Genomic DNA, 2,715 nt, shown 5'->3' with positions numbered 1-2,715 from the left:
GCAGCCAGGCGACGTTCGCCGCGCGATACGTGAGGGACGGGAAGGCAATTTGGTGATATTCGTCGTCGACGCGTCCGGTTCGATGGCCGCCCGCGACCGGATGGCCGCGGTCAGCGGCGCCACGCTGTCGCTGCTGCGCGATGCCTACCAGCGCCGCGACAAGGTCGCGGTGATCACCTTCCGCGAGCTGGGTGCGCAGTTGCTGCTCCCGCCGACCTCGTCGGCGCACATCGCCGGCCGCCGGTTGGCGCACTTCGATACCGGCGGCAAAACCCCGCTGGCCGAAGGCTTGCTGGCTGCCCGCGAATTGGTGGTGAGGGAGAAGGTGCGCGACCGAGCCCGCCGACCGCTGGTGGTAGTGCTGACCGACGGGCGGGCCACCGCCGGCCCAGATCCGTTGGGCCGCAGTCGGTTAGCGGCTGCACGTCTGGTTGCCGAGGGCGCATCCGCGGTGGTCGTCGACTGCGAGACGTCCTACGTGCGATTAGGACTCGCCGAGCAATTGGCTGTGCAGCTGGGAGCGCCGACGATGCGGCTGGATCAGTTGCGTGCCGATCGTCTGACCCATGCTGTGCGCCGTGTGGCCTGAGCGGGTGGAGTAAACGCTTATGCCACAAGGCCGTCCACTGCAGGTTCCCGACGATGGGCTGACCACGCGGGCGCGGCGCAACCTGCCGGTGCTCGCCGTGCACACCGGTGCCGGCAAGGGCAAGTCGACCGCCGCGTTCGGGATGGCGATGCGCGCGTGGAACGCCGGCCTGGACATCGCAGTGTTCCAGTTCGTCAAGAGTGCGAAATGGAAGGTCGGCGAAGAGGAGGCTTTCCGCCAGCTTGGCCGGGTGCACGACGAACAGGGCATCGGCGGCCCGGTGCAGTGGCACAAGATGGGTGCCGGCTGGTCCTGGTCGCGCAAACCCGGCAGTGTCGACGATCATGCCGCCGCGGCCGCCGACGGGTGGGCAGAGATCGCGCGCCGACTCGCCGGGCAACAGCACGACTTCTACGTGCTCGACGAGTTCACCTACCCACTCAAGTGGGGCTGGGTCGACGTCAACGAAGTGGTCGACACGCTGCTGGCCCGCCCTGGCCGACAGCATGTGGTGATCACCGGGCGTGACGCCGCGCCGCGGCTCGTCGCGGCCGCTGACCTGGTTACTGAGATGAGCAAGGTCAAGCACCCGATGGACGTCGGCCGCAAAGGCCAGAAGGGCATCGAGTGGTGAGCTCCGTTGCATTGCCCGGCGAAACTCTTCCCGCCGAGACTTCTCCCGGCGAGACTTCTCCCGGCGAGACTTCTCCCGGCGAGCGGGCGTGTTTGTACGTCGACACGCCGCTGACGCCGTCATTATGCGCCCGCTCGCGGCATAGGGCGAGACGGTGAGCGCTCCCGCCGTCGTTATCGCCGCGCCGGCATCTGGGAGCGGAAAGACCACTGTCGCAACGGGTTTGATGGGGGCATTGCGACAGGCTGGTCACCGGGTCGCGGGATTCAAGGTTGGCCCGGACTTCATCGATCCTGGCTATCACGCGCTGGCCTGCGGGCGGCCCGGGCGCAACCTCGACCCAGTCTTGGTGGGAGAACAGCTAATTGGCCCGCTATACGCCCACGGCGCTGTCGGTGCCGACATCGCCGTCGCCGAAGGCGTCATGGGTTTGTTCGACGGACGCATCGGCCCTGACCCGACTATCCCCGCGGCAGGGTCCACCGCCCGCGTCGCAGCCCTACTCGGCGCCCCGGTGATCCTGGTGGTCGACGCGCGCGGCCAAAGTCACAGCATCGCTGCACTGCTGCACGGGTTCTCGACGTTCGACGCCGCCACCCGCATCGCCGGCGTTGTGCTAAACCGGGTCGGATCACCCAGGCACGAACAGGTGCTGCGACAAGCCTGCGAGCACGCCGGTGTCGCCGTTTTCGGCGCCATACCCCGAACCGACCAAATCGAGTTGCCCACCCGGTATCTGGGCCTCATCACCGCCGTCGAATACGGTCGCCGCGCGCATGAGGCAGTCGACGCGATGACGACACTGATTTCTCGCCACGTCGATGTCGGCGCCGTCGCGGCCGCCGCGGCCAGCCGGGTCGCTGATCCGCCCTGGGATCCGTTCGCCGCAGTTGGTGACGTCGAGCGCACTTCTGTCACCGTGGCGCTGGCAGCGGGCAAGGCGTTCAGTTTCGGCTACGCCGAGCATGCGGAACTGTTGCGGGCCACCGGTGCCGACGTCGTCGAATTCGACCCCTGTGTGGACTCCTTGCCCGATGGCAGTGCCGCCGTCGTTCTGCCGGGCGGCTTCCCCGAGCAGTTCACGGCGGAGCTGTCCGCGAACAACGTTGCCCGCCAACAAATCAAGACACTGGCCCTCGCGGGCGCGCCGGTGCACGCGGAATGCGCAGGGCTGACCTATCTCGTCTCCGAGCTCGACGGTCACCCGATGTGCGACATCCTGGCCGGATCGGCACGATTCAGTGAGCATCTGACGTTGGCTTACCGCGACGCCGTTGCGGTGAGTGAGTCGCCGCTGTATCACACCGGACAACGTGTTGTCGGCCACGAATTCCACCGCACTGCAGTCACTTTCACCGACACCTACCAACCGGCGTGGGTATATCGCGGCCGGGAAGCAAACGCCATGCAAGACGGAGCGGTGCACGCGGGTGTACATGCGTCGTACCTGCACAGCCATCCGGCGGCCACACCGCAGGCGGTGGCCCGTTTC

3 protein-coding genes are annotated in these 2,715 nt (G+C 67.4%); all 3 read left to right on the top strand.

Annotated features, from left to right (window positions below; genetic code table 11):
* Window positions 1–589 (top strand): VWA domain-containing protein (locus tag VFA16_RS09660; protein WP_324967597.1); only part of this gene is annotated, 589 nt, incomplete at its 5' end.
* A 19-nt stretch (window positions 590–608) separates the two neighbouring features.
* Entirely contained in the window at window positions 609–1,223 is a 615-nt protein-coding gene (gene cobO, locus VFA16_RS09655) for a cob(I)yrinic acid a,c-diamide adenosyltransferase (protein ID WP_324967596.1), read from the top strand.
* Between the two features lie 154 nt (window positions 1,224–1,377).
* The coding region (locus tag VFA16_RS09650) for a cobyrinate a,c-diamide synthase (protein WP_324967595.1) at window positions 1,378–2,715 on the top strand (1,338 nt) is incomplete at its 3' end.

This window comes from Mycobacterium sp. (assembly GCF_035653355.1).
In the GTDB taxonomy this organism is placed as follows: Bacteria; Actinomycetota; Actinomycetes; order Mycobacteriales; family Mycobacteriaceae; genus Mycobacterium.
Note: the sequence above shows the minus strand (reverse complement) of the source record. Positions and strands in the feature narration are given on the sequence as shown.

Bases quoted from the DNA above. Each gene is read 5' to 3' on its own strand.
- cobO (WP_324967596.1), top strand. From the start codon at position 609: ATGCCACAAGGCCGTCCACTGCAGGTTCCCGACGATGGGCTGACCACG.